23 protein-coding genes are annotated in these 25,104 nt (G+C 64.7%); 8 read left to right on the forward strand and 15 right to left on the reverse strand.

Annotated features, from left to right (window positions below):
* Positions 1 to 130: 130 nt before the first annotated feature.
* The 3 genes from B4A72_RS09340 to B4A72_RS09350 are packed head-to-tail and all read left to right on the forward strand — an operon-like array spanning position 131 to position 3,362.
* Positions 131 to 1,543 (forward strand): circularly permuted type 2 ATP-grasp protein, encoded by a 1,413-nt coding sequence (locus B4A72_RS09340; protein WP_292959130.1) that lies wholly within the window; start codon positions 131 to 133, stop codon positions 1,541 to 1,543.
* 15 nt (positions 1,544 to 1,558) lie between these two features.
* Positions 1,559 to 2,515, forward strand: coding sequence for an alpha-E domain-containing protein (locus B4A72_RS09345; protein WP_292959131.1), 957 nt, complete (start codon positions 1,559 to 1,561; stop codon positions 2,513 to 2,515).
* Positions 2,516 to 2,519: 4 nt separating this feature from the next.
* Positions 2,520 to 3,362: a transglutaminase family protein gene (locus B4A72_RS09350; RefSeq protein ID WP_292978415.1), complete on the forward strand. Its 843-nt coding sequence runs from the start codon at positions 2,520 to 2,522 to the stop codon at positions 3,360 to 3,362.
* Between the two features lie 221 nt (positions 3,363 to 3,583).
* Here the strand turns inward: B4A72_RS09350 and B4A72_RS09355 are convergent, their stop codons facing one another.
* On the reverse strand, positions 3,584 to 5,554 hold the full coding sequence (locus B4A72_RS09355; protein WP_292959133.1) for a bifunctional 2',3'-cyclic-nucleotide 2'-phosphodiesterase/3'-nucleotidase: 1,971 nt from the start codon (positions 5,552 to 5,554) through the stop codon (positions 3,584 to 3,586).
* A 182-nt stretch (positions 5,555 to 5,736) separates the two neighbouring features.
* On the opposite strand from B4A72_RS09355, the gene B4A72_RS09360 reads away from it, so the two are divergent.
* Positions 5,737 to 6,462: a proteasome-type protease gene (locus B4A72_RS09360; RefSeq protein WP_292959134.1), complete on the forward strand. Its 726-nt coding sequence runs from the start codon at positions 5,737 to 5,739 to the stop codon at positions 6,460 to 6,462.
* A 39-nt stretch (positions 6,463 to 6,501) separates the two neighbouring features.
* On the opposite strand, the gene B4A72_RS09365 is transcribed toward B4A72_RS09360, so the two are convergent.
* Positions 6,502 to 7,491 (reverse strand): hypothetical protein, encoded by a 990-nt coding sequence (locus tag B4A72_RS09365; protein WP_292978417.1) that lies wholly within the window; start codon positions 7,489 to 7,491, stop codon positions 6,502 to 6,504.
* Between the two features lie 140 nt (positions 7,492 to 7,631).
* On the opposite strand from B4A72_RS09365, the gene B4A72_RS09370 reads away from it, so the two are divergent.
* Entirely contained in the window at positions 7,632 to 9,908 is a 2,277-nt protein-coding gene (locus B4A72_RS09370) for an NADP-dependent malic enzyme (RefSeq protein ID WP_292959136.1), read from the forward strand.
* 6 nt (positions 9,909 to 9,914) lie between these two features.
* Here B4A72_RS09370 and B4A72_RS09375 read toward each other — a convergent pair whose 3' ends face one another.
* Both B4A72_RS09375 and B4A72_RS09380 read right to left on the reverse strand, forming a co-directional pair.
* A complete protein-coding gene (locus B4A72_RS09375) occupies positions 9,915 to 10,295 on the reverse strand; it encodes a DoxX family membrane protein (RefSeq protein WP_292959137.1) in 381 nt (126 codons plus the stop codon).
* A 102-nt stretch (positions 10,296 to 10,397) separates the two neighbouring features.
* Positions 10,398 to 11,288, reverse strand: a complete 891-nt coding sequence (locus tag B4A72_RS09380; RefSeq protein WP_292978419.1) for a rhodanese-related sulfurtransferase — start codon at positions 11,286 to 11,288, stop codon at positions 10,398 to 10,400.
* Between the two features lie 95 nt (positions 11,289 to 11,383).
* Here B4A72_RS09380 and pncA point away from each other — a divergent pair, with 95 nt between their 5' ends.
* Both pncA and pncB read left to right on the forward strand, forming a co-directional pair.
* Positions 11,384 to 11,980 (forward strand): bifunctional nicotinamidase/pyrazinamidase, encoded by a 597-nt coding sequence (pncA, locus tag B4A72_RS09385; RefSeq protein WP_292959139.1) that lies wholly within the window; start codon positions 11,384 to 11,386, stop codon positions 11,978 to 11,980.
* 140 nt (positions 11,981 to 12,120) lie between these two features.
* A complete protein-coding gene (pncB, locus tag B4A72_RS09390; protein ID WP_292959140.1) occupies positions 12,121 to 13,413 on the forward strand; it encodes a nicotinate phosphoribosyltransferase in 1,293 nt (430 codons plus the stop codon).
* Positions 13,414 to 13,421: 8 nt separating this feature from the next.
* Here pncB and B4A72_RS09395 read toward each other — a convergent pair whose 3' ends face one another.
* The 6 genes from B4A72_RS09395 to B4A72_RS09420 form a co-directional block, all read right to left on the reverse strand.
* Positions 13,422 to 14,852, reverse strand: coding sequence for an inorganic phosphate transporter (locus B4A72_RS09395; RefSeq protein WP_292959141.1), 1,431 nt, complete (start codon positions 14,850 to 14,852; stop codon positions 13,422 to 13,424).
* A gap of 33 nt (positions 14,853 to 14,885) precedes the next feature.
* Positions 14,886 to 15,377 (reverse strand): NUDIX hydrolase, encoded by a 492-nt coding sequence (locus B4A72_RS09400; RefSeq protein ID WP_335661974.1) that lies wholly within the window; start codon positions 15,375 to 15,377, stop codon positions 14,886 to 14,888.
* Positions 15,374 to 15,796 (reverse strand): alternative ribosome rescue aminoacyl-tRNA hydrolase ArfB, encoded by a 423-nt coding sequence (gene arfB / locus B4A72_RS09405; RefSeq protein ID WP_292959142.1) that lies wholly within the window; start codon positions 15,794 to 15,796, stop codon positions 15,374 to 15,376. Before arfB ends, B4A72_RS09400 begins: the two co-directional genes overlap by 4 nt.
* Before the next feature lie 88 nt (positions 15,797 to 15,884).
* The gene (locus B4A72_RS09410) at positions 15,885 to 16,739 is read right to left on the reverse strand and encodes a carbon-nitrogen hydrolase family protein (protein WP_292959143.1); all 855 of its coding nucleotides are present in this window, start codon (positions 16,737 to 16,739) and stop codon (positions 15,885 to 15,887) included.
* Positions 16,736 to 17,320: a GNAT family N-acetyltransferase gene (locus B4A72_RS09415; RefSeq protein ID WP_292959144.1), complete on the reverse strand. Its 585-nt coding sequence runs from the start codon at positions 17,318 to 17,320 to the stop codon at positions 16,736 to 16,738. Before B4A72_RS09415 ends, B4A72_RS09410 begins: the two co-directional genes overlap by 4 nt.
* Positions 17,317 to 17,718, reverse strand: coding sequence for a ketosteroid isomerase-related protein (locus B4A72_RS09420; protein ID WP_292959145.1), 402 nt, complete (start codon positions 17,716 to 17,718; stop codon positions 17,317 to 17,319). Before B4A72_RS09420 ends, B4A72_RS09415 begins: the two co-directional genes overlap by 4 nt.
* Positions 17,719 to 17,859: 141 nt before the next feature.
* Here B4A72_RS09420 and B4A72_RS09425 point away from each other — a divergent pair, with 141 nt between their 5' ends.
* Positions 17,860 to 19,248 (forward strand): phosphomannomutase, encoded by a 1,389-nt coding sequence (locus B4A72_RS09425; protein ID WP_292959146.1) that lies wholly within the window; start codon positions 17,860 to 17,862, stop codon positions 19,246 to 19,248.
* 40 nt (positions 19,249 to 19,288) lie between these two features.
* Here B4A72_RS09425 and B4A72_RS09430 read toward each other — a convergent pair whose 3' ends face one another.
* The 5 genes from B4A72_RS09430 to B4A72_RS09450 all read right to left on the reverse strand — a co-directional run.
* Complete coding sequence (locus B4A72_RS09430) at positions 19,289 to 20,680, reverse strand: hypothetical protein (RefSeq protein ID WP_292959147.1); 1,392 nt, start codon at positions 20,678 to 20,680, stop codon at positions 19,289 to 19,291.
* Positions 20,677 to 22,377, reverse strand: coding sequence for a beta-1,6-N-acetylglucosaminyltransferase (locus tag B4A72_RS09435; protein WP_292978421.1), 1,701 nt, complete (start codon positions 22,375 to 22,377; stop codon positions 20,677 to 20,679). Before B4A72_RS09435 ends, B4A72_RS09430 begins: the two co-directional genes overlap by 4 nt.
* Positions 22,374 to 23,402 (reverse strand): glycosyltransferase family 2 protein, encoded by a 1,029-nt coding sequence (locus B4A72_RS09440; protein ID WP_292959149.1) that lies wholly within the window; start codon positions 23,400 to 23,402, stop codon positions 22,374 to 22,376. Before B4A72_RS09440 ends, B4A72_RS09435 begins: the two co-directional genes overlap by 4 nt.
* Positions 23,399 to 24,538: a glycosyltransferase family 2 protein gene (locus B4A72_RS09445; RefSeq protein WP_292959150.1), complete on the reverse strand. Its 1,140-nt coding sequence runs from the start codon at positions 24,536 to 24,538 to the stop codon at positions 23,399 to 23,401. Before B4A72_RS09445 ends, B4A72_RS09440 begins: the two co-directional genes overlap by 4 nt.
* Positions 24,538 to 25,104 (reverse strand): NAD-dependent epimerase/dehydratase family protein (locus tag B4A72_RS09450; RefSeq protein ID WP_292978423.1); only part of this gene is annotated, 567 nt, incomplete at its 5' end. The genes B4A72_RS09445 and B4A72_RS09450, both read right to left, overlap by 1 nt.

Here is a 25,104-nt window from a genome sequence, read left to right on the forward strand (position 1 = left end):
GCGGAGGAGGCCGGCATTCGCGGAACTTTCGTGCATTTCCCGGCTTTCCCCTGTGGACTCCACAGGACCGGTCTCTGATCATCGGCAGCCTGAAAGGCCTGTGAAGGGCTGATGGTCCAACCCGGGGGGGATGATGACATACTACAATGAAATGTATGAAGGAAAACGAGTCCGAGACCCCTATGCGCGCCTCAGCGACTGGGTGGACACGATGCCGGACGATTTCCGCCAGATGAAACAGGCAGAGGCCGAGGCGCTGTTCCGTCGCATCGGCATCACCTTCGCGGTCTATGGCGAGGGCGGCGATCCCGACCGGCTGATCCCCTTCGACATGATGCCGCGCGTCTTCGAACAGAACGAATGGCGCAAGCTGGAACGCGGCATCAAGCAGCGCGCCCGGGCCCTGAACGCCTTTCTGCGCGATGTCTATGGCCGGGGCGAGATCATTCGCGCCGGCCGCATCCCTGCCAAACTGGTCTATCAGAACGACGCCTATGAAAAGGCCGTGGTCGGCGTCATCCCTCCGCGCGGCGTCTATTCCCACATCATCGGCATTGACCTTGTCCGCACCGCCAAGGACGAATTCTTCGTGCTGGAAGACAATTGCCGCACGCCGTCAGGCGTCAGCTACATGCTGGAAAACCGCGAGATCATGATGCGGATGTTTCCGCAATTGTTTCGGGGTAACCGGATCGAGCCGGTGGACCAATATCCCGACCTGCTGCGTCGCACCCTGGAATCGGTGGCGCCCCAGAAATGCGAGGGGCGGCCGACCTGCGTGATCCTGACGCCGGGACATTTCAACAGCGCCTATTACGAACACAGCTTTCTGGCCAACCTGATGGGCGTCGAACTGGTCGAGGGTGCGGATCTCTTCGTCGATGGGGAATTCGTCTATGCCCGCACGACACAGGGGCCGAAGCGTATCGATGTCATCTATCGCCGGATCGACGATCCGTTTCTCGATCCGCTGTGTTTCCGGCCCGATTCCCTGCTGGGCGTTCCGGGGTTGATGGATGTCTATCGCTCGGGCGGGGTCTCGATCTGCTCGGCCCCTGGCGCGGGGGTTGCCGATGACAAGGCGATCTATACCTTCGTGCCCGAGATGGTCCGCTTCTACCTGGGCGAGGAGCCGATCCTGAACAACGTCCAGACCTGGACCCTGTGGAAGGATGACGACTACCGCTATGTGATGGAGAACCTGCCGGATCTGGTCGTGAAGGAGGTCCACGGATCGGGCGGATACGGAATGCTGGTGGGTCCGAAATCCACCAGCGACGAAATCGAGGCGTTCCGCGCCAAGATCGCCGCCGATCCGTCGAACTACATCGCCCAGCCAACGCTGTCATTGTCCACCTGCCCCACCTTCGTCGAGGAAGGCATCGCGCCGCGCCATGTCGATCTGCGGCCCTATTGCCTGTGCGGCGACCGGATCGAACTGGTGCCGGGCGGGCTGACCCGCGTGGCCTTGCGCGAAGGCAGCCTTGTGGTGAACTCATCGCAGGGCGGCGGCGTCAAGGACACCTGGGTCCTGTCGGAATAACAGAGGGGAACGACCATGCTGTGCCGCACCGCCTCGAACCTGTTCTGGATGGGCCGCCATCTGGAACGCGCGGAAACCGCCGCCCGCCTGCTGGATGTGGGCCAGCGGATCACCCTGCTGCCCAATACCGAGGCGGGCTACCAGAACGAATGGAACTCGCTTCTGCAGGCTTCGGGCACCTCGGCCCTGTTCGCCGACAAATACGGCGAGATCACGCAGGAAAAGATCGAGGAATTCATCTTCTTCGACCGCGACAACCCGTCTTCGGTCGTGTCCTGCATCGAAAAGGCCCGCGAAGCCGGACGCATCGTGCGCACCGCGCTGACCAGCCAGGTCTGGGACGCGCTGAACGTCAGCTATCAGGAATTGCGCAAGATCGAGAAGACGCCGCGATCCCGCATCGACACGGCGAACCTGACGGATTTCACCACCGGCCATACCTCGACCGTGCGCGGCGCGATCAATGCGACCCAGCTTCGCAACGATGGCTGGCATTTCATGAATCTGGGCTATGGCCTGGAACGCGCGGATGCGACGGCGCGGCTGCTGGATGTGAAATATTTCGTCCTTCTTCCCCGGATCGAATTCGTGGGCTCCGGCCTTGACACCTATCAGTGGCAGGTGATCCTGAGGGCGCTGTCGGCGCATCGGGCCTATCATTGGGCCTATGGCGGCGACATCACCGCCGGTCGCGTCGCCGATTTCCTGATCCTGAACGGGGAAAGCCCGCGATCGCTGATCACCTCGCTTTACGAAGGCGTCTGGCACCTGGAGGGACTGGCCAAACGCTATGGCGACAAGGCACCGACCACCGCGCGCGACAAGTCGCGTGAAGTGCTGGAAGCGTTGCAGGCGCGCGATATCGACGCGATCTTCGATGAGGGGCTGCACGAATTCCTGTCATGGTTCATCGCCGAGATCGGAGTCATCTCGATGCGCGTGCACGAAGATTACCTGCTGGGAGGCTCGTAGGCGGATGAAACTCGGAATCCTTCATGAAACCGTCTATCGCTATGACCACCCGATCCGCAACTTCGTCCAGAGCCTGCGACTGACTCCCTCGGTCTTCGAGGGGCAGAAGGCCCATGACTGGCGCATCGAGGTAAGCGGCGGCGTCAAGGGGCCCAGCTTTCGCGACGGTGCCGGAGACTGGATCGAGGGCTGGGCCGTGCGCGGCCCCGCGCAGGAGGTGATCGTGAAGATCGCGGGCCGGGTCGAGACCCGCGATACCGCCGGCGTGTTGCGCGGCCATCGCGAGATGATCCACCCGATGGCCTATCTGCGCGACACCGGAACGACACGGGCCGATGACGGCCTGCGGCAACTGGCCGACAGCGTGACCGAGGCCGCGGACAACCTGGATCTGGCGCACAGATTGTCGGCGGCGGTCGGCGAGGCCATCGCCTATCGTCCCGGCGTGACCCGGACCCAGACAACGGCCGCCGAGGCGCTGAAGCTGGGGCAGGGCGTCTGCCAGGACCATACCCATGCCCTGATCGCGCTGGCGCGGATCCGCGGGTTGCCGGGGCGATATGTCTCGGGCTACCTGCACGTGACCGAGGACGGCCAATCCCAGGAAGCGGCCCATGCCTGGGCCGAAATCCATGTCGAGCGTTTGGGATGGGTCGGCTTCGATGCGGCCAATGCCTGCTGCCCGGACGAACGCTATGTCCGGCTGGCCTCGGGCCTTGACGCGGCCGATGCGGCGCCGATCCGGGGCATCGCCATCGGCCGGGGAGTCGAAAAGCTGGACGTCGCGGTCCGCGTCGAGGACATCGAGACACTGCAAGGCCAGAGCCAGAGCCAGACGCAAAGCTGAAACACGCCTTGGCACTTCGGAAAACCGCAACGTCATGGCGCCTCGCGACGAAGGGGCCTCGCCGGCCCCCTCCTGGCCTGCGGCCAATTCACCCCCGCAGGTAATTGCAAAGAGCGCGAGAAGCCTGCGTCCACCCCTCGCGCTCTTTAAAAATACCTCGGGGGGAGTCGCGTCAGCGACCGGGGGGCCGCGCCCCCCGCCGCCGGATCGGACACCTGACCCTACAGCGTGATGCGATAGCGCGCGAAGCCGTTCTCGCCATCGCCCACCGCTTCTATGGCAACGCCTTTGATCTCGTCGAGGTAGCGCGCGGCTTCGGGGCCGGTATCGAACAGCACCGTCGCGCCCTCCAGCGGGGCGAAAGACCAGTTGCCGTCGGCCTCGGGGTCGATGGTGCCCTGCTCGACGATGTAGCGCACGATGATGTCGCGGTTCGTGTCCGGGCCCTCGAATACGATGGTCGAGCCGTCATTGCCGGGAAAATTTCCGCCGCCGCCGGCACGGTAATTGTTCGTGGCGACGATGAATTCGGCCTGCGGGTCGATCGGCTGCCCCGCGAAGGCCAGATCGACTATGCGCGCCGCGCCCTCGTCGGCGATCTTTCCGTCACTGTCATATTTCGAGGGCTGCGACAGGTCGATGCGATAGGTCACGCCGTCGATCACGTCGAAATTGTAGCTGGGAAACTCGGGGTTCAGCAACATCTGGTCAGGCTGGCCGGGCCTGATCCGGTTGAACATGCCCGCGCTGCGTTCCAGCCAATCCCTGACCTGGGCGCCGGTCACCTGCACCGCCCGGATCGTGTTTGGATAGAGATAGAGATCGGCGACATTCCTGATCGCGATATCGCCGCTGGGCACGTCGGTGTAGTAATCCGGGCCGCCACGGCCGCCGGCCTTGAAGGGTGCGGCGGCGGACAGGATCGGCAGACCCTCATATTCGGTTCCCGCCATCATCTGCCGGATATACCATTCTTGCGCATTCGCGACGATCTGGACCGAGGGATCGTCCGCCACCAGCGCGAAATAGCTGTAAAGCGGGGCCGAGGTCTTGCCCACCGCACGGCGGACGTAGTCCAGCGTTGCCTGATGTTCGGCCGCGACGCTGTCCTCGATCGCCGCCACGCTTTCGACCAGCGCCACGACTTTGCGATCCGTGTCGCGTTGATAGATGGGCCGCGCCTCGACACTGTGTTCGATCACCGCCCAGCCGTCGCCCTGCCGTTCCAGCAGCAGATCGACCAGACCCATATGCGACCCCCAGAACCCCGCCATCACCCCGGGTTTGCCGGCGATGGTGCCGGCGGCGATGTCCACGCCTTCGGTGTCTTCGAAATCGGGGCCGGGAAAGACCAGGTGCTGATGGCCGGTCAGGATCACGTCGATGCCCTCGACGCCGGCCAGCGGAATGGCGGCGTTTTCCATCCCCGGCTCGTGCGTGGCCGCGCCGATGCCGGAATGGCACAGCGCGACGACCAGATCGACACCCTCGCCGCGCAGCTTCGGCACCCAGGCCCGCGCTGCCTCGACGATGTCGCGGGCGGTCACCCTGCCCTCCAGATGCTTGCGATCCCATTGCATGATCTGGGGCGGGACGAAGCCGATGATGCCCAGCCGGATCGGATGCGGCTGCCCGGCGCCATCCGTCAGTTCGCGGTCCAGAACCACATAGGGCGGGACCAGGGTGTCATCGGCGGCGGGATCCTCGTCCGCCCGGGTCGCGACATTGGCGCAGACGACGGGAAAGCCCGCCCCTGCCAGCGCGTTCTTCAGGAAATCGAGCCCGTAATTGAATTCGTGGTTGCCCAGCGTTCCCGCCTCGACGCCGACTTCGTTCATGGCGGTGATGATGGGATGCATCTCGTCGGGCTTCATCCCGCGTTCATAGGCGACATAATCGCCCATCGGGTTGCCTTGCAGGATATCGCCGTTGTCCAGCAGCACCGAATTGCCCGCCTCGTCCCGCACTGCCCGGATCAACGCCGCCGTTCGCGCCGCGCCGACGGTATCGACCGGCTTGTCGGCATAGTAGTCATAGGGCCAGACATGGACATGCAGATCGGTGGTCTCCATGATCCGCAGATGGGCCTGCCCGGCCGAAGCGCGGGCCGCGAAAGGATGCAGCATCGCCGCGCCGATCCCGGCGGTCGAGGCTTGCAGGAAGTGACGGCGGGTCAGGGCGAACAGGGACATGACGGGCTCCGATCGGGTTGCACCAGGCGATCATGCGCGTTTTTGGCGCTGGATGCGAGCCATCGCCGCGACATGTCGTGCGGCTGTCATGCATCAGTGCCCGGACGCGGCGCGACGGGCGATTGCGGCCCCTGCCGGTCCCGCCTAGGATGCGGCCAGAAATTCCGGGGTAGCTGCTTCCCATGACCTATTGTGTCGGTCTCAAACTCAATGCCGGGCTGGTCCTGCTGTCGGACACGCGCACCAATGCCGGGCTGGACAACATCGCCTGCTATCGCAAGATGTTCTTCTTCGAGGAGCCGGGCGAGCGTGTCGTGGCGATCATGACCGCCGGATCGCTGTCGGTGACCCAGACGGCGTTGGCACGTCTGGACGAGGCGATCGAGGACGAGATGGCCGATGAGACGACCTCGATCCTGAAGGCGCCGACGATGTTGCAGGTCGCCACGATCATCGGCGACACGCTGGCGCGCACGCGGCGCGAGATCGCCGAACAATGCCGCGACCTGCGCCAGCAGGCCAGCGCCAGCATGATCGTCGCGGGCCAGCGCAAGGGCGGCGACATGCGGATGTTCCTGATCTATCCCGAGGGCAATTTCATCGAGGCGACCGAAGACACGCCCTTCCTGCAAATCGGCGAACACAAATACGGCAAGCCGATCCTGGACCGCGTGGTGACGCCGGCGACCAGCCTGGGCGACGCGCAAAAGGCGGTGCTGCTGTCGATGGATTCGACGCTGCGCTCGAACCTGTCGGTCGGGATGCCGCTGGATCTGGCGATCATCGAAAAGGATGCCTGCACGATCTCGGCCAGACGCCGGATCCTGGAGGGCGATCAGGACTTCATGGAAATGAGCGCCGCCTGGTCCGCCGCCCTGCGCGACAGTTTCGTGAAGGTCTCGCTGTAATTTTCGAGATTCGGAGACTTGGGACGCCCGATCCCGCCGTCACGACAGCACCGCCTGCCGCAGGCGGTGCAACGCATCGGGATCGAAACCGACCAGTTCCGATACGTCTTCGGCCTCGGCCACGTCGCGCATCATGCCCTCCGCGACGCCATGATCTTGATGCAAGTCGATGCCGTGTGCCTTCCGAAGCCACGCGAATGTCTGACAATCCCGGTCGAGATATTGCGCGAATTCCGGTCGGAGTTTCGGGCGCGTATAGATTCCGGGGTTCGCCGCCTCTTCCCGAGCGATCGCATTCAACAGCCGATTAGTGTCATCGGTCGGCATATCGCCCCTTTCGGAATGATTTCTACGCCGATATGTTTGCAGAAGGATCATCCCTTCGGCCGAAATCGTCGTGTTTGCCTCTTTTTTACGGTGGCGCAGATTGGCCGTTTTTATATTATATCTCAAGCAGAAGTCAGACAAAATATCGCCTTCATGCAGCGCATCGCGTGAAAACTTGCCAAGTTTCAGCGGAGCAATATCCGAAACCTCCTTGAGCCGTTTCAGGCGGCTATATCTGAAGATCGGCAATCGGTGATCCATCTTCAGCTTCTGTTGCGCCGCCGAGATATAATGTTGGGACGGGGTGCGAAGATAGGCCATCAGTTCGATCGCTGCTTCGCTTCCAAAGGCCGTTTGCAAATTTTCATAGAATTTTGGCAGATGTCTCAACCCCCAAATGAATTCGCTGGAAATTATGACGGTGCCAACGTCGTGCATGGCGGCCTCTTCGACGACACTCCTCCAGTAGATGCGACCTCTTCTTCTCGCCTCCCGGATATCTGTTCCAACAAATCTCATCATGGAACGCTGAACCTCCTGCCTGAAAGGCAGAACCAGAGCGCCGTGGTTGATGGAAAAAAGTGGCGTCGGATACAGAATCCCCTGATCGAGGAGATGCTTTTGTCCTTTGAGAAGAGCAGCCTGCAAACTGGTCGTGCCGGTTTTCGGCTGCCCAATATGAACGATGATTTTCCTAGCCAAGACTTGTCCCCGTCAGATACACCGCCCGACAATGGCGGGTCTTGACAGCGTGTCAACACGATGGCGGGCCGTCCGAACAGATTGAGACGAGAGCCCGGCCGCTGTAATCAGGTTCGACGCCGCGACGGAAGGGGAACACCATGAGCGACAAGACACGCCGCAGCCGGATCACGCCGGAAGAGGCGCTGGCCTATCACATGGAGCCTTATCCGGGCAAATACGACATCGTCGCCTCGACCCCGATGACGACGCAACGCGATCTGTCGCTGGCCTATTCGCCCGGCGTCGCCGTGCCGGTGCAGGCCATCGCCGACCACCCCGAGACGGCCTATGACTACACCACCAAGGGCAACATGGTCGCCGTCATCTCGAACGGGACGGCGATTTTGGGGATGGGAAACCTGGGTGCGCTGGCCAGCAAGCCGGTGATGGAGGGCAAGGCGGTGCTGTTCAAGCGCTTTGCCGACGTGAATGCCATCGACATCGAACTGGATACCGAGGATCCGGACGAATTCATCAATGCCGTGCGGCTGATGGGACCGACCTTCGGCGGCATCAACCTGGAAGACATCAAGGCCCCGGAATGTTTCATCATCGAAAGCCGGCTGAAAGAGATCATGGACATCCCGGTCTTCCATGACGACCAGCACGGAACGGCGGTGATCTGCGCGGCGGGCCTGATCAACGCACTGGAATTGTCGGGCAAGCGGATCGAGGATGTGCGGATCGTGCTGAACGGCGCTGGCGCCGCCGGGATCGCCTGCCTGGAATTGCTGAAATCCATGGGCGCGCGGCACGAGAACTGCCTGATGTGCGACACCAAGGGGGTAATCTGGCAGGGCCGGACCGAGGGCATGAACCAGTGGAAATCGGCCCATGCGGTCCAGACCGAGGCGCGGAGCCTGGAGGATGCGATGAAGGGCGCGGACGTGTTTCTGGGCGTCAGCGCCAGGGGCGCGGTGACGCAGGACATGGTCGCCGGCATGGCCGACAATCCGGTCATCTTCGCGATGGCCAATCCCGACCCCGAAATCACCCCCGAGGATGCCCGCGCCGTTCGCCCCGACGCCATCATCGCCACCGGTCGCAGCGATTATCCCAACCAGGTCAACAACGTGCTGGGTTTCCCCTATCTGTTCCGCGGCGCGCTGGACATTCACGCCCGCGCGATCAACGACGAGATGAAGATCGCCTGCGCCGAGGCGCTGGCGCGGCTGGCGCGCGAGGACGTGCCCGACGAGGTGGCCGTGGCCTATGGCCTCAAGCTGCAATTCGGCCGCGACTACATCATCCCGACGCCCTTCGATCCGCGCCTGATCCATGTGGTGCCGCCTGCCGTCGCCAAGGCCGGCATGGATACCGGCGTCGCGCGGCGCCCGATCATCGACATGGAGGGCTATATCCAGGCGCTGCAGGCCCGGATGGACCCGACTGCGGCGATCCTGCAGGGCATTCATGCCCGTGCCAGAAGGAAACAGGCGCGGATGATCTTTGCCGAGGGCGATGATCCCCGCGTGCTGCGCGCCGCCGTGGCCTGGCAGCGTGGCGGGATGGGTCAGGCGCTGGTCGTGGGCCGCGAGGCCGACGTGCGCGAAAAGCTGGAAGCCGCCGGCCTCGTCGATGCGGTGCGCGAGATCGCGGTCGTCAATGCCGGCAACACGCGCCACCTGGATGCCTATCACGACTTCCTCTATGCGCGCCTGCAACGCAAGGGCGTGGACCGCGAGGACGTGCTGAAACTGGCCAATCGCGACCGCCACGTCTTTGCCGCGCTGATGCTGGCGCATGGCCACGGCGACGGGCTGGTGACCGGCGCCACGCGCAAGAACGCGCATGTCCTGGCCCAGATCGGGCAGGTCTTCGACCTGCGTCCGCAGGATGGCGCGGTGGGCATTACCGGCGTTCTGCACAAGGGTCGGGTGGTGCTGATCGGCGACACGCTGGTCCATGAATGGCCCGAGGCCGAGGACCTGGCCGATATCGCCACCCGCGGCGCGCATGTGGCGCGGGGGCTGGGCCTCGATCCGCGCGTGGCCTTCCTGTCCTTCTCGAATTTCGGCTATCCGATCAGCGAACGCGCGATCAAGATGGCCGAGGCGCCCGAGGTGCTGGACGCACGCGGCGTCGATTTCGAATACGAGGGCGAGATGACCGTGGACGTGGCGCTGAACATGGATGCCGCCGCGCGCTATCCGTTCAGCCGCCTGACCGGACCCGCGAATGTGCTGGTCGTGCCGGCGCGGCATTCGGCCTCGATCAGCGTCAAGCTGATGCAGGAAATGGCGGGCGCGACGGTGATCGGGCCGATCCTGACAGGCGTGCCGAAGCCGATCCAGATCTGTTCCACCAACTCGACCGTGAACGACATCCTGAACATGGCTGCCATCGCCGCCGGCGGGCTGGGCCAGACGCGCTGAGCCGCGCTATCGCCAGATCACGAAGCGGCGTGGACCGTTGGCCGCCAGGATCAGCAGCCCGCCCGCGATGGACCAGTTCTTGACCACGATCGTCACCTGCCAGGGATCGGCCCGCAACTGCCAGTGGAACCAGCTTGTCGCGATGCAATAGGCGGCAAGCAGCAGCGCCCACCAGGTCACCTTCGGCCCCAGCAACAGACCAAGGGCCGCGGCCAGATTCATCGCCGCCAGCGGCCAGACCAGAACGCCCGGCAACCCCGCGAGATCCAGCAATTGCTGGACGGCCGCCGGATCGGTCAGTTTCTGGATCGCCCCGCCCGCGAAAAGGACCGCGATCAGCAACCGGCCCAGAAGATCCAGAAGATCACCGATCGCGCGTTCCGACATCTCAGCGCCCTGCCCGCAGCGGGTCCGGGTCAACGATCCGGTCGTCCGCAATTCCCGGTATGCCAATGGCTGCCAGCGATTGCCGGAAAAGGGAACAGCGGCTCATCCCGCGTTCCTGTGGCGTGCCAGATCGAATTGCCGCTGGCGTTCGCGGAATCGCGCGCGGTCGGCGTCGTCATATTCATCCGCGCAGCGATGGCACGAGACGCCTTCCTCGTAGTCCGGCCTTGCGCGGTCGCCGGGCGCCAGCGGGCGGCGGCAGGCGTGGCACAATCCGTATCGCCCCTGCTTCAGGCCGTGGCCCAGGCTGACGCGCCGGTCGAAGACGAAACATTCGCCGCGCCACAGGCTGTCAGGCTCGGGCACGTCTTCGAGATATTTCAGGATACCGCCCCTGAGGTGGAAGACATTCTCGACGCCCTGGGACAGCAGGTAATTCGTGGATTTCTCGCAGCGGATGCCGCCGGTGCAGAACATCGCGATCCGCTTGCCTTCGAAACGATGCGCATTGGCCTGCCACCACGCCGGAAAGTCGCGGAAAGAACGTGTTTGAGGATCCACGGCGCCCTCGAAGGTGCCGATGGCCGTCTCGTAATCGTTGCGGGTATCGATCACGACGACGTCGGATGCGGCGATCAGCGCGTTCCAGTCGCATGGCGCGACATAGCGCCCGACCGCCGAACCCGGATCCACCTCGGGCTGACCCATGGTCACGATCTCGCGCTTCAGGCGCACCTTCATGCGGCCAAAGGGCATGGCCCTGGCCCGGCTTTCCTTCCAGTCCAGCCCGGCGCAGCCCGGCAAGGCGCGGATATGGGTCTGCACCGTGTCGATGCCCTCGCGTTCGCCGGCGAGGGTGCCGTTGATCCCCTCGGGCGCCAGAAGCAGGGTGCCGCGAATACCCTGCGCCTCGCACAGGGCCAGCAACGGCGCACGCAACGCGGCTGGATCCGCGAGCCGGGTGAATTGATAGAGGGCGGCGACAATCGGCATGGGCGCGGCATAAGCCAGGCGGAGCGGTCATGGCAAGCCATTGACGCAGGCGCCGCCGCTTTCTACCCATGGACGAACCGCAAAGGAGGCCGCCGATGCCGAAGGCCCTGATCGTCATCGATCTGCAAAACGACTTCTGCCCGGGCGGCGCGCTGGCGGTCGCCGGCGGCGATGAACTTGCCCGGACGATCAACGCGATGATGGATGATTTCGACGCGGTGGTGCTGACCCAGGACTGGCATCCGGCCGGACATGCCAGCTTTGCCGACAACCATCCGGGGGCCGACCCTTTCAGTCTGGTCCAGATGCCCTATGGGCCGCAGGTCCTTTGGCCCAGGCACTGCGTCATCGGCGGCACCGGGGCGGATTTCGTGCCCGGCCTCGACGTGTCGCGGGCGGACATGATCATCCGCAAGGGGTTTCGCGCCAGCATCGACAGCTATTCGGCGTTTTTCGAGAACGACCACAAGACCCCGACCGGGCTGGCCGGCTATCTGCGCGAACGCGGCCTGACGGAACTGACCTTCGTGGGCCTTGCCCATGATTTCTGCGTCGCCTGGAGCGCCATCGACGCCGCGAAGCTGGGCTTTGCCGCCCGCGTGATCGAATCCGCAACCCGCGCCATCGACCTGGACGGCAGCAAGGGCGCGGCCCAACAGGCCATGCGCGCGGCCGGCGTGACCCTGACCTGACCCCTCATCCTCCTGCCACCGCCGGCCCCAGGATGGGTTCAGACCGGCACGGGCCGGGGCGATGCCGTCTTTCCCGTTTCCCGGCCTTGCGGCGGCCGCGTCTTTCGGGGCACGAATGACATGCTACAGGGGGACTTGTCATGGTCGATATCGCCTCGCGCGTCTATAACCACAAATGGAAGATCGACCCGATTGTCCGGTCGCTGATCGACACCGATTTCTACAAGCTGCTGATGTGCCAGTCGATCTTTCGCAATCGGCCCGATACCAGCGTCACCTTCAGCCTGATCAACCGCACGAAGACCGTCCGCCTGGCCGAACTGATCGACGAGGGCGAATTGCGCGAGCAGCTGGACCATGTGCGCAGCCTCAGCCTGTCGCGCGGCGAAAGCACGTGGCTGCGTGGCAACACCTTCTACGGCAAGCGACAGATGTTTCGCCCCGATTTCATGGAATTCCTCGAAGGGCTGCGCCTGCCGCCCTACCAGCTTGAAAAGCGCAAGGGCCAGTACGAGCTGACCTTTGAAGGCACCTGGCCGCAGGTCATGCTGTGGGAAATCCCCGCCCTTGCCATCCTGATGGAACTTCGCTCGCGCGCCGTGCTGAAGGACATGGGGCGGTTCGAATTGCAGGTTCTCTATGCCCGCGCCATGACCCGGCTGTGGGAAAAGGTCCAGACCCTGCGCCAGTTGACCGATCTGCGCATCGCCGATTTCGGCACGCGGCGCAGGCACAGCTTCCTGTGGCAGGACTGGTGCGTCCAGGCGATGATCGAGGGGCTGGGCGAACGGTTCACCGGCACCTCGAACTGTCTCATCGCCATGCGGCGCGACATCGAGGCAATCGGCACCAATGCGCACGAATTGCCGATGATCTATGCCGCGCTGGCCGACAGCGACGCCGAGTTGCGGCAGGCCCCCTACGAGGTGCTGGCCGACTGGCATGAGGAACACGAGGGCAATCTGCGCATCATCCTGCCCGACACCTATGGCACCGAGGGTTTTCTGAAACACGCGCCCGACTGGCTGGCGGGCTGGACCGGGATCCGCATCGACAGCGGCGCACCGGCCGAGGGCGCCGAGGCCGCGATCCGCTGGTGGCGGGACCGGGGCGAGGATCCTCGGCAGAAGCTGATCATCTTCTCGGATGGGCTGGATGTGGACAGGATCGTGGCGCTGCATCGACAATTTCACGGCCGGGTCAAGGTCAGCTTTGGCTGGGGCACGTTGCTGACCAACGATTTTCGCGGCTTCGTGCCGGGCGACGGGCTGGCACCGTTCAGCCTGGTCTGCAAGGCGGTCGCTGCGGATGGACGGCCCACGGTCAAGCTGTCGGACAACCCTGCCAAGGCGATGGGCCCGGCGGCCGAGATCGAACGCTACAAGCGCGTCTTCGACGTCGGACATCAGGCGCTGCTGGACGTGGTCGTCTAGCGGCCCTTTCAGCCCGGCGTCGCGGCAAGGATCAGCACGCAGGCCAGCCAGCCCATCAGCGCGGTCAGCGGCACCGTCACCAGCCAGGCGGTCGTGATCGTCGCGACGTGGCTGCGCCGGATCAGCCGGCGCCGCCGCGCCTCTTCCGCCGGCATGACCTCGCGCTGGCGCCTTTGCCGGCGGTCCAGCCATTCACGCGCGAAACCGACGCCGAAAATGCCGCCGACGGCGATATGGGTGGTCGAGACCGGCAGCCCTGCCCAGGATGCCGCCAGAACCGTCGCCGCCGTGGACAGCGAGACGCAGAAGGCACGGCCCGCGTTCAGCCGCGTGATGCCGCTGCCGACCATCCGCACCAGCCTGCGCCCGAAAAACAGCGTGCCCACCGCGATGGCAAAAGCGGCCAGAAGGATGGCGACCAGCGAAACCTGGCCCCCGGCCTCACCGCCGCGCGCGGTCACGATCACGGTCAGCGGCCCGGCGACATTGCCGACATCATTCGCACCATGCGCGAAGGCCAGCGGCACCACCGCAGCCAGCAGCGGCGGCCGGAACAGCCTTTTGCTGCTGGGCTTCTCGCCGCGCAGCACGAAGGCCGACCGCAGATGCCGCCGCATCAGGCGATCGGCCAGCAATCCGGCGATCAGCCCGGCCAGCAACATCCCGGTGGTCGCGATCGAGGCCAGCAGGCCAAGATACGTGACGAACAATCCGCTCATCACGCCGACCAGCGGCGGCAGCCAGATTTGCGCCGCCGCGACCCGATCCGCGGCCACCATCACCTTGATCCGCAGCAAGATCAATACCGCCGCCGCCAGCGCCCCCGAGACCACCGGCGCGATGATCCAGACCAGCGCGATCATCGCCAGGGACGGCCAATCCAGCGACGACGCGCCAAGCGCGGCGATTCCTGCCCCGGCAAGGCCGCCAACGATGGAATGCGAGGTGCTGACCGGCAGGCCGATGCCGGTCGCCAGCGTGATCCAGCAGGCCGCCCCGATCAGCGCCGCCAGCATCGCCATCTGCGCCCTCAGCCCGCTTTCCAGCATCCCCGGATCAAAGATGCCACTGGCCAGCCTGTCGGTGACGGCACCGCCCGCCAGCGACGCCCCCGCGATCTGGGCCAGCGCAACGAGGACCAGGCCGGGCAGCAGGCCGATGGCACCGGCGCCGACGGCTGGACCCAGCGAATTCGCCACATCGTTCGAGCCGATGGCCAGCCCCAGCCAGCCCGCCACGACCAGTCCCGCGCCGAAGCCGACCGCCCCCGCATCGCGCCCGGTCAGCCCGATCGCCAGGATCAGCAGCGCAACCAGCGCCAACACCGCCAGCCCCAGTCGCCAGACGGGCCGAAAGGCGTAGAGCTGCGCCGTCTCGACATGGGTGATCCGGCCCAGATCCTTGTCCAATGTGTGAAAGGGGCGGCCGGGTCCGCTCATCTCGGCGTTCTCCACATGACACCGGCCACCGGATCAGCGGCTCCCGCGCGGGCGCAAGACGGTATCCGTCTTCACATCGGCGCCCGCACCAAGACCCCGCAGAATCGCAGCGAGGCCCGGTTCGGCGACCAGTTGCGCGGCGCGCCCGGGCGCGAACCATTCCCGATGCCGCTGGCCGGATTCGGGATAGACATCACTCAGCCGATCGACATGCAGCGGAAAGACATGGACCTCGACCGGCACGGCAAAGCCGCTGTCCTGCACCTTGTCATAGATGTAGCGCCCCAGTTCGCGATGGCCTGTCCGTCCCTCGGCGCCCGCTTCCTCCCAGGCTTCGCGACCGGCCGCGCCGGCCAGCGAATGCCCCGGCATGGGCCAGCCTTTGGGAATGATCCAGCGCCCGGTGCCGCGGCTGGTGATCATCAGCACCTTGCCGTCCCGCGGTCGAAGACACAGGGCGCCGACCTGCAAGGCGGGCGGGCGCTTGCCGACCAGCATCCGCAACGATTTCCCCAGCAGCGTCACTCGTCCGTCTCCACCTTTCCCCGCATCGCCTTCACCTGCCCGCGACTGGCCTTGGCCTTCAGCCGCCTCCGCTGGCTGCCCAATGTCGGCCGGGTGGCGATGCGTCGCTTGGGCGCGACGCTGGCGCGCCGGATCAGATCCGCCATCCGGTCACGCGCGATCTCGCGGTTGCGCGCCTGCGAGCGGGTTTCCTGCACCAGGATCACCACTGCCCCGTCCTGCGTCCAGCGTCGTCCGGCAAGCCGTTGCAGCCGCCGCTTGACCGGATCGGCGAGGTTGGGAGATCGCTCCGCCTCGAACCGCAACTCGACCGCTGTCTCGACCTTGTTCACATTCTGCCCGCCCGGTCCCTGCGACCGGGTGAAGTTTTCCGAAAGCTCCCATTCCTCGATAGTTATCTTGTCTGTGATATAAAGCATGACCACAAGATATGGCTTGTGATGCCGCCATTTAAAGCAGTTTTCATTAACGCCTGGTAAATTCGCGCCCAGATGACGCGAAAAGGTCTCAGACGAGGCGCGATTTTTCCGATTCCGGCCAGTGGGCGAAAGGCAGGACCGCCCCGTCGGCGCGGCTTCTGGCGACGCGAGACAGATCGATCCGGGCCATTACCCAGCCGGGCTCATCCATCGCGCCTTCGGCGATGATGCCGGTTTCGGGCCAGAACCCATCCGGAGGGCCATAGATCGCGGCGCGCCCGTGATTGACGTCTATCGCCGGGTTCCAGTCCACGTCGCCCACGGTCGGGGCGTGAACCACGACGCACTGGCATTCCAGGGCTCGTGCCATCGCGCCGATGCGGACGCGGTGAAAACCCGCCACCGTGTCGGTACACGACGGCACCAGAAGCAATTCCATCCCCGCCTCGGCCAGCGGGCGGGCCAGCAGGGGAAATTCGCTGTCATAGCAGATCAGCACCCCGATCCGGCCAAGCGCTGTATCGAAAACCCGCAGGCCCGGAGCCCCGGCGACATCCCAGTCGTCGCGCTCGAACCGGGTCATGATCTGCTTGTCCTGATGTCCGATCCGTCCGCCCGGTCCATACAGCACTGCGCGATTCGTCGGCCGCCCACCCTCGAAAGCGGGGCCGGACGCCGCCAGGATATGGCAATCATACTCCGCCGTCAGGCGTTCATGCAGGGCCGCGACCGCATCGCCGTGCCGCGCCACCTCGTGCAGCGATGCCTCCAGATCGCCCGCCACGCTGCGCCCGCCGAGAGAGGCCAGTTCCATCGCCCCGTATTCTGGAAAGACCAGCAGATCCGCGCCCTCGGCATCGGCGACCCAGCGGGTCAACTTGGTCTCGTAGGCGTCGAAATCGTCAAGCCAGTCGATCGGATAGGCGGCGGCGGCAATCTTCACAATGGCCTCATCCAGAATTGCAGTTTCTTTTCGGTTTCGCGCGGCTGGCCCAGATCCTTCCAGGAAAACCGCGCGAACACGCCCTCGAGCGGAGCATAGCCGCGTTTGCGCCAGAAATCATCCAGCGGGCGATAGTCTGCGGGGCGGGCCGGATGATCGGCCGGCCGGATCACGCTGCAGAAGGCGGAAAAGTCGTGGCCCAGATCGCGGGCATGGGCCTCGCGCGCGTCGAAAAAGGCGTGTCCGATCCCGCGCCCGCGATAGGCGGGCAGCAGCACCGATTCGGCGCAATAGAAGATGCGCGACAGCTTTTCCGGGCGGTCCGCAAAGGCTGTCGCAAAATCCTCGGCATGGTCGGTCATCGGCGCGCCCGTCGCGGCACCGACGATGCGCGCACCGTCCATCGCCGCGACGACAACGGCGCCCGGCGACCGATAGGCACGCAGGTAATCGCGTTCGTAATCGGCATTCCCGTCATAGAGATAGGGCCAGTCGCGGAATACGGCGATGCGCAGGCGGGCCACATCATCCAGCGCGGCGGCCAGCGATTCTCCGGTCAGGACGCGGGTGGTAACGCTCATCGGCTGACCTGCTGCACCCAATCGGCGAGGTTGTAGTAGGTGGTCACCCGCGCGATCCTGCCATCGCGAATGGAAAAGAACGACCCTGCCGGCAGGCGATAGGTCTGACCTTTCGCCTCTGGCAGGCCCTCATCGGTCTTCAGATAGGTGCCATTGACCATGAATTCGGCAGCGGCACGGTCGCCCGTCTCATTGGCGAAGATCACCATGTCGGTCAGGGTCTCGCGGTAGGAACGGCTCATGTGGCGGCCGAATTCCGCAAACAGCGCCTTGCCCTTGCGGATTCGGCCCTCATTGACGTGATGTTCGATGTCCTCATGCAGCAAATCCAGCATCCGGTCGGTCTGGCCGTCATTGAAGGCCTGAAAATAGGCGGAGATCAGAGATTTTGCATCCATTTGAGCCTCATATGCGTTTCGCCCTCTCTAAAGCCGTTCGCGGTCCGCGTCACCCGATGCCAAGGGACCAGCCGCAGACTTGAATTCTGATGCCAAGCTGCTAGCGCTATGAATGACCCTGCGCAGGGAGGAGGGGAACCGATGACCGACAAATCCAATCTGGGCAAGCGAGAGATCACCTGTTTCAAGGCCTATGACGTGCGCGGCGAACTGGGCAAGAACCTGGACGCCGATGTCGCCTACAGGATCGGCCGGGCTTTCGCCGAGGCGCGTCGGGCCAGGTGCGTCGTGGTCGGCCGCGACAGTCGCGAAAGCTCGCCGGAACTGGCGGCGGCTCTGATCGACGGGCTGACAGATGGCGGCGCCGATGTGCTGGATCTGGGACTGGCGGGGACGGAAGAGGTCTATTTCCACACCGGCTTTCAAGACACGGATGGCGGTATCGAGGTGACCGCGTCGCATAATCCGATCAACTACAACGGGATGAAGATCGTCGGGCGCGGTTCGGCGCCGCTGGATCCGGCAACGGAACTGCCGCCGATCGTCGATCTGGCGACGTCGGGCCGTTTTGCCGCGGCGAAAAAGGGCAGCGTCACCGATTTCAGCCATGCCCGCGCGGAATATGCCAGGGCGATGGCGGATTTCGTGGACATTTCGGCGCTGCGGCCGATGAAGATCGTCGTCAATGCGGGCAACGGCACCGCCGGACCCACCTTCGATGCGATCGCCAGCGAACTGGAACGCCGCGGCGCGCCACTGACGTTCGTGCGGATGCACCATGACGTGGACAGCAGCTTTCCCAACGGCATCCCGAATCCGCTGCTGCCCGAGAACCAGCCGCCGACCGTCGAGAAGATGAAACAGGAAAAGGCCGATCTGGGCGTGGCCTGGGACGGCGATTTCGACCGCTGCTTCTTTTTCGACGAGAACGGCCGATTCATTCCCGGCGAATATATCGTGGGCCTGCTGGGCGCGGCCTTCCTGGAAAAGTCGCCCGGCGAGAAGATCGTCCACGATCCCCGCGTCATCATGAACACCCGCGCGATGATCGAGGAGGCGGGCGGCGAGGCCGTGGTCAGCAAGACCGGTCATGCCTTCATCAAGCGCAAGATGCGTGATGTCGGCGCGATCTATGGCGGCGAGATGTCGGCGCATCATTATTTCCGCGACTTCTATTATTGCGACAGCGGCATGATTCCGTGGCTGCTGATGATCGAACTTCTGTCGCGCAAGGGACAGACGCTGGCCGAACTGCTGTCGGAACGGATGCGGCTTTATCCATCCTCGGGCGAGACGAATTATCACATCGACGATCCCGACGCCGCGATCGCCCGGCTGATCGGGCGCTACGAGGACAAGGCCGACAGCCGCGACGATCTTGACGGCGTGTCGCTGGATTTCGGCACCTGGCGCTTCAATCTGCGCAAGTCGAACACCGAGCCGGTGGTGCGACTGAACCTCGAATCCGATGGCGATGCGGAGCTGGTGCGGGAAAAACAGGCGGAACTGGCGGCGATCCTGAAAGGATAGCGGCGTCGCGCAGGGTCATCCGCCGGGGCGGCGGTTCCGGTTATGCCGGTTCGGCAAAGCCGAAGGTCGCGTAGTCGCGCAGATAGGCGGCATGCGCGGCCCGTTCCAGCGCCGGGTCATCCAGGAATGCGGGCCAGTCCTCGGCCCGGGGGCAGGTTGCCGCCACGATACCGGCGGTGTCGGCCAGATGGGCCAGATCGGTTGCCATCCGATCCTCGCGGATCACCATGTCGGGCGCGGCGAAATGGGCGAAACCGGCCACGACCTCGGACTGGCTGGCCCAGTTCGGATGCGTGGGCAGCGTCGTCTGCCCGTTCAGGTTGCGCTTCAGAAATCCGAGGAAATCCGCAAAAAGCGCGGCGAGGCGGTCATCCGTCAGGTCCATCAGGGCATCGTCCCTTGGCAGCGGCACGCGATGAACCTCGCGCATCACCTGCCGCAAGGGCGGCGGCGCGTCACCCAGAAGCTGCATGAAGGCGTCCCAGGCTCGGTGCAGCGGATGGCGCAGCACGGTGAAGCTGCGATGGCCGGGATGGCCCCGTTTCCATTGCCGCAGAGTCGTCTGGGTAAAATCGCGCGTCAACGGTCCCAGCGAAGCCATCCAGTCCTGCACGGGTCCGGTGGGGCCGCCCCTGACCGGCATGCAGATCAGGCCACGGCCTGCCTCGACCGCGATCAGGCTGGGGACGGCAGGGCCTCGACGCGGCTCGAAATTCGGGATCTTGCGCAGCAGGAACGGGTCCAGGCTGGCCAGATCGGCCTGCATCGCATCGAAATTCGTGACCTTGCCGGCCAGTTCGCGGGGGTTCTGCGGCACCTGATCGCGGGCCGGTTCGACCCGGTCCAGATCGGTCCGCCCCAGCCAGTGCAGAAGGCCGGTCATCACGCCGCTGTCGCGCAGATCGTCGTAGCCCAGCCAGAATGCCGTCTGGCCGCTGGTCTGCAACCGATTCTGAACACGAAGCTGGAAATCCTCGATCGCCGACAGCGTTTCGCGAAATTCGGCCCCGTCATAGGTGATCGTGGCGGGGATCGGCGTCTCTGTCTCGTTCAATTTCCACTGGTTCGTGGCCCAGGCCAGCCGGGTCGAGACATAGCTGTCCAGCGGGTTGCGGGTCAGCACGATCTTGGCGCAGCGCGGATCGTCCATGATCGCGTCGAAGACGCGCGGATCATGGTCATGAAAATAGCGGAAGCCCGGCAGATGCCCCGGCCGGTCCAACAGCCTTTTCAGCAGCGCCATCGGATCGGCCTCGCGCTGGTCGCGGGTGACGCCTTGCAACTCGTCCCTGTCGGGCCAGCCCATCATGTAGGGGTTGAACGCCTCGCCGAAGCAGGTCACCTTCTTTACCGCGTTCAGCGTCGCCTCGAGCAGGTTCGAGCCGGTGCGCATCTCGGCGAAGATCACGAAGCTGCGGAAGGGTTCGGTCATTCGGCTGCGTTCCTTTCGCCGGTGGCGACCTCGTTTTGCGGCAGGGCCTCGCCGGCAAGCCGGGGGCGCAGGCCGGAATTGCGCAGCCGGCGCAACAGCGCAGGCAGCCCGGTCGTGTCGCGGACAGGCGGCAGATCGCCCGCCGGAAGACCCCGGTGCTGCGGATCGACCTGGCGCAGCGCATCGTCCAGGATTGCCCGCGGACGGGCCAGAAAGTCGGTCAGGTCATGAACCTGCACCCGTGCCTTCACCCAGACCGAATTCAGCACGTTCAACTGCGCCAGCTCGACCTTTTGCAAATGGGCGCTGATCCGGCGAACATCGTCGAACGGCATGGCGCAATCGATCAGCGGCATCATCCAGGCCCCGGTCACCACGAACAGACAAGCGTTGGGATCGGTGGCCATGAACCAGTTCAGCGCCTGATTGTCGCGCGGGCCGAATTGGAAAATCTGCATCCGCGGCGCGATCCGGATCAGCGCTGTCAGGAAGCCCTGCGGATCGCGGTCTCGCACCGCGACATGCGACGATATGGCGCCTGGCCCGATGCCGGGACGACCGCGGAATTCGACCGTTTCTGGTCCCAGCAGATGGCCGTGGACATCGGCCGCCACCTGATCCTGAAGCCAGGATTCGAAATTCGGGAAAATGTCGCTGAAACCCTGAAATACGGCATAAGGAGCCGAGGTCTTGCCGTTCTCGGCATCCTTGCGCGGAAAGCGGCTCTGCATGTAGAGGCCGGGCCGGCCCAGGACCCGGCGCTGGACGGTGCGGGTGATCATCCGCTCGAACCGGGCGGGCCGGGGCGGGCTGACATCGGGCGCGCCCTCGCCCCGGCGCGGAAAGCGCGCCAGAAGCCCCGCCGAGCCAGACCACAGCTTGCGCGCCACGAAACAGTTCGATTCCTCGAGCATCTGGCCATGATCATCATAAAGCTGGAACGGGCGACCCTCATGATCGAACTTGGCCAGCGTCAGCGACCGGCTTTCGATCTGGACCGAATGGCGGCGGGCCAGCGTCTGGAAATAGCTTTCATCCGGGATCCAGCTATAGCGGAAAAAGCGGTCGTGCCGGGGCCGGTCGGGATCATCCAGGATCGCCCGCAGCGTCGTCGCCGTCAGGCACCACCATTGCGAACCCAGATGCGGCGACAGGCCGGGGGGCAATCTGCGGTGGATCCCCCGCCGCCGCTGCCATGCCACGCAGCGATCGAAAAGCCAGCGCCGGCGGCGCCAGTCGAACGGGAAATACAGGGTGAAACGTTCCTCGTTCAACCCGCCAACGGTCCAGCCGACATCCCAGGCGCTGACGCTTTCGATATGGTCGCGCTCCGGATCGGCCGCCAGAAAGGCGATCAGATCGCGGACCGGTCGCAGTGGCAGACAGGCCCCCGAGGCCAGATAAACATGGGTCAGGTCGGGATGATCGGCCAGCAATTGCGCCGCCGTGTCCTGCGTCGCGCGAACCAGGCTGAAGGCCCCCCACTTGCAGCGATGTCGCCGGGCGGAAAAGGCGACGCGCTTCAGATCGGCCAGCGCGACGCGCATCAACTCGACATGCCGGTCTCGGACATTGGCGTCGATATGGATGCAGACCTGCGCGCCGCCTTCGGCCCAGATCCGGGCCATCCGCGCGGCGATGTCCAGATCGGCATGGCACAGCAGCAGCACCCCCAGCCTGACCGATCCCGGCATCATGCCCAGTTTCCCCGGCTGATCAGGCCCAGATCTTCGAGCTGGCGCCAATCGCCGTATTCGCGCGATTCCTCGCACCACAGGCGAAGCCCCCGTTCGATCCCGGCATTATAGGCGCGATACTCCTGGGAATTGGCGTAATGCTGGTGGCGGTCAAGCTCTTCGGCAGATTTTTCGACCAATGTGGACAGGAACTTGGCATGCAGCAGCACGCCCGATTCCATCTCGCCGCCCTCCTCGTCGAAAACCTGGTTCAGGCGGCGCGGCAGCAGCATGTGGGTCGAACTGACATAGGCATAGCGCCAATACCATCTGACCAGCGGAATCTTGTTCAGCGCCGGTCCTGCCAGCGGGTTCTGCGGAAAGAAGGCGCGCATCCGCGGACCGCCCTGGATCCAGAGATTGCCGAAATAGTCGTTCTTGCTGATGGCATAATTCGCCGGATCGAAGAAACGGGCGATCTCGAACGGGTTCTGTCCTTCTCGATACGGCTGATCCTCGATTCCGCCGGACGGATACATGTCCAGCAGCATCGCCGGGAATGCGCGGCGCCCGATCGAATCCAGCCAGCTTGTCAGCGCCGAAAGAGGCCGCGTGTCGCAATGCGGATAGACAAGAAACTCGTCGGGATCGACGGTCAGGCACCAATGGCCGTTGCCGTATCGCATCAGCAGCCAGCCCAGCCAGTCCATTCCGAACCGGGCTTTCTTGTAGCCGGCATTGGTGCGCCACAACGACACGTCATCCTGACGGCGCAGGTAGTCGGCACTGCCATCCGAACTGCCATTGTCCACCATCAGGAAATGCTGGACCCCCAGGTCGCGATAATAATCCAGGAAATAGGGCAGCCGCACCCGTTCGTTGCGCAGGGTGACGAAGGCCAGGATATCGTGCCTGTTGATCAGCGGCGTCCGGTCGGCATCGACCCGCAGCACGCGGCGCCGGCCAAAAGCCCGTGCGATCAGCAATTGCCGCTCGGCCCTGCGGCGCAGGCGGTCCGGAATCGGCAGGCGGCTGATCGATTTCATTGCTGGTTCGGGCGGCCCGGTTGTCTGGTGTTGATGTCTGTTATTGCTTGCAATGATGCCTCGGACCGCGTTTGACAAGGCCGTTCACCACCCGACAGCCATTCGCCCGCGCCCATCAGGCCCAGATCCAGCAATTGCCGCCATCCGGCAAAGCGGCGGGATCCTTCGTGCCAGAGGACCGGAGCCTCGGTGATGGCCCGGTGATAGGCCGCATAGGCATGGGGATCGCGGAAATGCTGGCGGCGGGTCAGTTCCTCGGCCGAGCGCGCGAGGATATCGGGCAAAAACTTGCCGTGCAGCAACACGCCCGACAGGCGTGGATCGCCCGGCCCGTCCCAGGCGTCGTTCAGCCGCGGCGGCAACATGGAATGGGTCGAGTTCACATAGACCCGCCCCGCCCGCCAGCGCACCAGCGGCAGCTTGTTCAGGGTCGGGCTGCGGGCGGGATCGGTCGCGAAAAAGGCCCGCTCGCGCGCGCCGCCCTGCACCCAGCGGTTGCGGCGGGGCTGGATCGTCCGGCAGCGATAGGGACCGCCATCGAAATAGGGCAGACGCAGCCACAATGGCGCATCCTCGGGCGCGTCGGCCCGGCCCAGGGCGCCCTGCGGATACAGATCCAGCATCAGCGCGCCCATCGCCTCGATGCCGCTCGCGTCCAGATGCGCGGTCAGCGCATGCAGATCGCGTTCTTCCCAATCGGGATAGATCAGGAATTCGTCGGCGTCGGCGGTCACGCACCAATGGCCGCGGCCGTGGCGAAACAGCAACGCATTCACCCAGTCCAGCCCGAAGCGCGCCTCGCGATAGCTGCCGCGCGCGCGCCACAGAGAGACATCGCCCTGAATGCGCAGGAATTCGGCCGAGCCGTCGTCACTGTCATTGTCCACGATCAGGAAATGCGCGACCCCAAGCCCGCGGTAATGGGCCAGAAACCGGGGCAGGCGCGCGGCCTCGTTGCGGATCGTGGCCAGACACAGGATATCGCCGCGCCGGATCCCGGCGCTGCGGTCGGCCACCGGGCTCAGCCGCCGACCGGCCCGGATCGCACGCCACAACAATTCCCGTCTTTTCCAGCGAAGCCGATAGCGCAGCCAAAGCTGCCACACCCGCCCGTCATGTCGGGCCGCCTTCGCCATCAACCCTCGTAGCGGCCGTTCTGGTGCCAGCGCCAGGCATCGCCGATCATCTGCTTCATCGTCGAGCGGTCGGGCCTCCAGCCCAATTCGTCCCGCGCGCGCTGGCTGCCGCAGACCAGCTTGACGGCGTCGCCGCCCCGGCGCGGTCCGTGCTGCATCGGCACGGCGCGGTTGGTGACATGCCCGGTCGCATCGACCACCTCGCGGACGGAAAAGCCCGCGCCCGTTCCCAGGCAGAAGACCCGGCTGCCCCGGCCTGCCCGCAACCATTCCAGTCCGGCCAGATGGGCATCGACCAGGTCCATGACATGGACGTAATCGCGGATGCAGGTTCCGTCATCGGTCGGATAATCGGTGCCGTGGATGGTCAGCGCGGCGCGCCGTCCGTCCACAGCGTCGAGGATCAGCGGGATCAGATGCGTCTCGGGGCGGTGAAACTCGCCGACTTCGGCATCGGGGTCAGCACCGGCGACGTTGAAATAGCGGAAGATCACCGACCGCAGCCCGTGGGCCGCACCGAAATCGGCCAACATGTCCTCGATCGCGCGCTTGCTGGCGCCATAGGC

The organism is Paracoccus sp. UBA5162 (assembly GCF_002413585.1).
GTDB lineage: Bacteria > Pseudomonadota > Alphaproteobacteria > Rhodobacterales > Rhodobacteraceae > Paracoccus.

Coding starts and splice junctions, on each gene's coding strand:
- B4A72_RS09340 (WP_292959130.1), top strand. CDS start 131: ATGATGACATACTACAATGAAATGTATGAAGGAAAACGAGTCCGAGAC.
- B4A72_RS09345 (WP_292959131.1), top strand. CDS start 1,559: ATGCTGTGCCGCACCGCCTCGAACCTGTTCTGGATGGGCCGCCATCTG.
- B4A72_RS09350 (WP_292978415.1), top strand. CDS start 2,520: ATGAAACTCGGAATCCTTCATGAAACCGTCTATCGCTATGACCACCCG.
- B4A72_RS09355 (WP_292959133.1), bottom strand. CDS start 5,554: ATGTCCCTGTTCGCCCTGACCCGCCGTCACTTCCTGCAAGCCTCGACC.
- B4A72_RS09360 (WP_292959134.1), top strand. CDS start 5,737: ATGACCTATTGTGTCGGTCTCAAACTCAATGCCGGGCTGGTCCTGCTG.
- B4A72_RS09370 (WP_292959136.1), top strand. CDS start 7,632: ATGAGCGACAAGACACGCCGCAGCCGGATCACGCCGGAAGAGGCGCTG.
- B4A72_RS09375 (WP_292959137.1), bottom strand. CDS start 10,295: ATGTCGGAACGCGCGATCGGTGATCTTCTGGATCTTCTGGGCCGGTTG.
- B4A72_RS09380 (WP_292978419.1), bottom strand. CDS start 11,288: ATGCCGATTGTCGCCGCCCTCTATCAATTCACCCGGCTCGCGGATCCA.
- pncA (WP_292959139.1), top strand. CDS start 11,384: ATGCCGAAGGCCCTGATCGTCATCGATCTGCAAAACGACTTCTGCCCG.
- pncB (WP_292959140.1), top strand. CDS start 12,121: ATGGTCGATATCGCCTCGCGCGTCTATAACCACAAATGGAAGATCGAC.
- B4A72_RS09395 (WP_292959141.1), bottom strand. CDS start 14,852: ATGAGCGGACCCGGCCGCCCCTTTCACACATTGGACAAGGATCTGGGC.
- arfB (WP_292959142.1), bottom strand. CDS start 15,796: ATGCTTTATATCACAGACAAGATAACTATCGAGGAATGGGAGCTTTCG.
- B4A72_RS09415 (WP_292959144.1), bottom strand. CDS start 17,320: ATGAGCGTTACCACCCGCGTCCTGACCGGAGAATCGCTGGCCGCCGCG.
- B4A72_RS09420 (WP_292959145.1), bottom strand. CDS start 17,718: ATGGATGCAAAATCTCTGATCTCCGCCTATTTTCAGGCCTTCAATGAC.
- B4A72_RS09425 (WP_292959146.1), top strand. CDS start 17,860: ATGACCGACAAATCCAATCTGGGCAAGCGAGAGATCACCTGTTTCAAG.
- B4A72_RS09430 (WP_292959147.1), bottom strand. CDS start 20,680: ATGACCGAACCCTTCCGCAGCTTCGTGATCTTCGCCGAGATGCGCACC.
- B4A72_RS09435 (WP_292978421.1), bottom strand. CDS start 22,377: ATGATGCCGGGATCGGTCAGGCTGGGGGTGCTGCTGCTGTGCCATGCC.
- B4A72_RS09440 (WP_292959149.1), bottom strand. CDS start 23,402: ATGAAATCGATCAGCCGCCTGCCGATTCCGGACCGCCTGCGCCGCAGG.
- B4A72_RS09445 (WP_292959150.1), bottom strand. CDS start 24,538: ATGGCGAAGGCGGCCCGACATGACGGGCGGGTGTGGCAGCTTTGGCTG.